The 607-nt window shown below is 61.1% G+C and carries 1 protein-coding gene and 1 pseudogene; one reads left to right on the top strand and one right to left on the bottom strand.

Annotated elements, in window-relative coordinates:
- Positions 1-315 (bottom strand): arginase family protein (locus EN943_RS37310; RefSeq protein ID WP_206522898.1); only part of this gene is annotated, 315 nt, incomplete at its 3' end.
- 102 nt (positions 316-417) lie between these two features.
- On the opposite strand from EN943_RS37310, the pseudogene EN943_RS38755 reads away from it, so the two are divergent.
- A pseudogene (locus tag EN943_RS38755) lies at positions 418-607 on the top strand (hypothetical protein); the annotation flags it as partial.

Raw genomic sequence — 607 nt, 5'->3', positions numbered from 1 at the left:
GTAGGGACCGATGCGCTCGATGGCACGCAGCGCCCTTGGCCCGAAGCGGGAGCCTGGCCGGTTGGTGACGCCGAGATCCATCGGCACGCCGATCATCGCCACCTGCAAATCGCCGAAATCCGGATTGTCGGCCGATATTTCGCGGTAGGGCGCGGCGAGGAAGGTCGGGATGCCGGAATAGGGCGCCAGCCGCGTGCCGCTTTTGGAGAAGATCTTGTCGGCGACCTTGCGGAATTTCGGGTCGAACATCTCGCCGCCATGGCTTTCACCATATTTGCGACGCAACGCGTCGAGCTTGCCACGATCGTAACCCATATCCGCTCCTCCTGGGCTGATGCAGTGCCGCCGGTGACGCCTGCGAACCGACCGTCATCCGGCCGGGCCGCTGTCCCGCTGGCTGCCTGCAGATTTCACGTCTTGATGCTGTTCCGAACTCAAGTGTCTGGCAGTGGCATTGAAAAATCAATTGATATTGTTAGGGTGGTTTCTGTGAGAAAATCTCACAACAAAGTTGACACCATGACCAATCGCCTGCCGCCCCTCAACCCGCTGCGCGCCTTCGAGGCAACGGCCCGGCATGGCTCGCTGACCAAGGCGGCCATTGAGC

The sequence above is a fragment of the Mesorhizobium sp. M7A.F.Ca.US.006.01.1.1 genome (genome assembly GCF_003997935.1).
Taxonomy (GTDB): domain Bacteria; phylum Pseudomonadota; class Alphaproteobacteria; order Rhizobiales; family Rhizobiaceae; genus Mesorhizobium.
The sequence above is the reverse complement of the archived record's forward strand: the minus strand, read 5'-3'. Positions and strand labels throughout refer to the sequence as shown.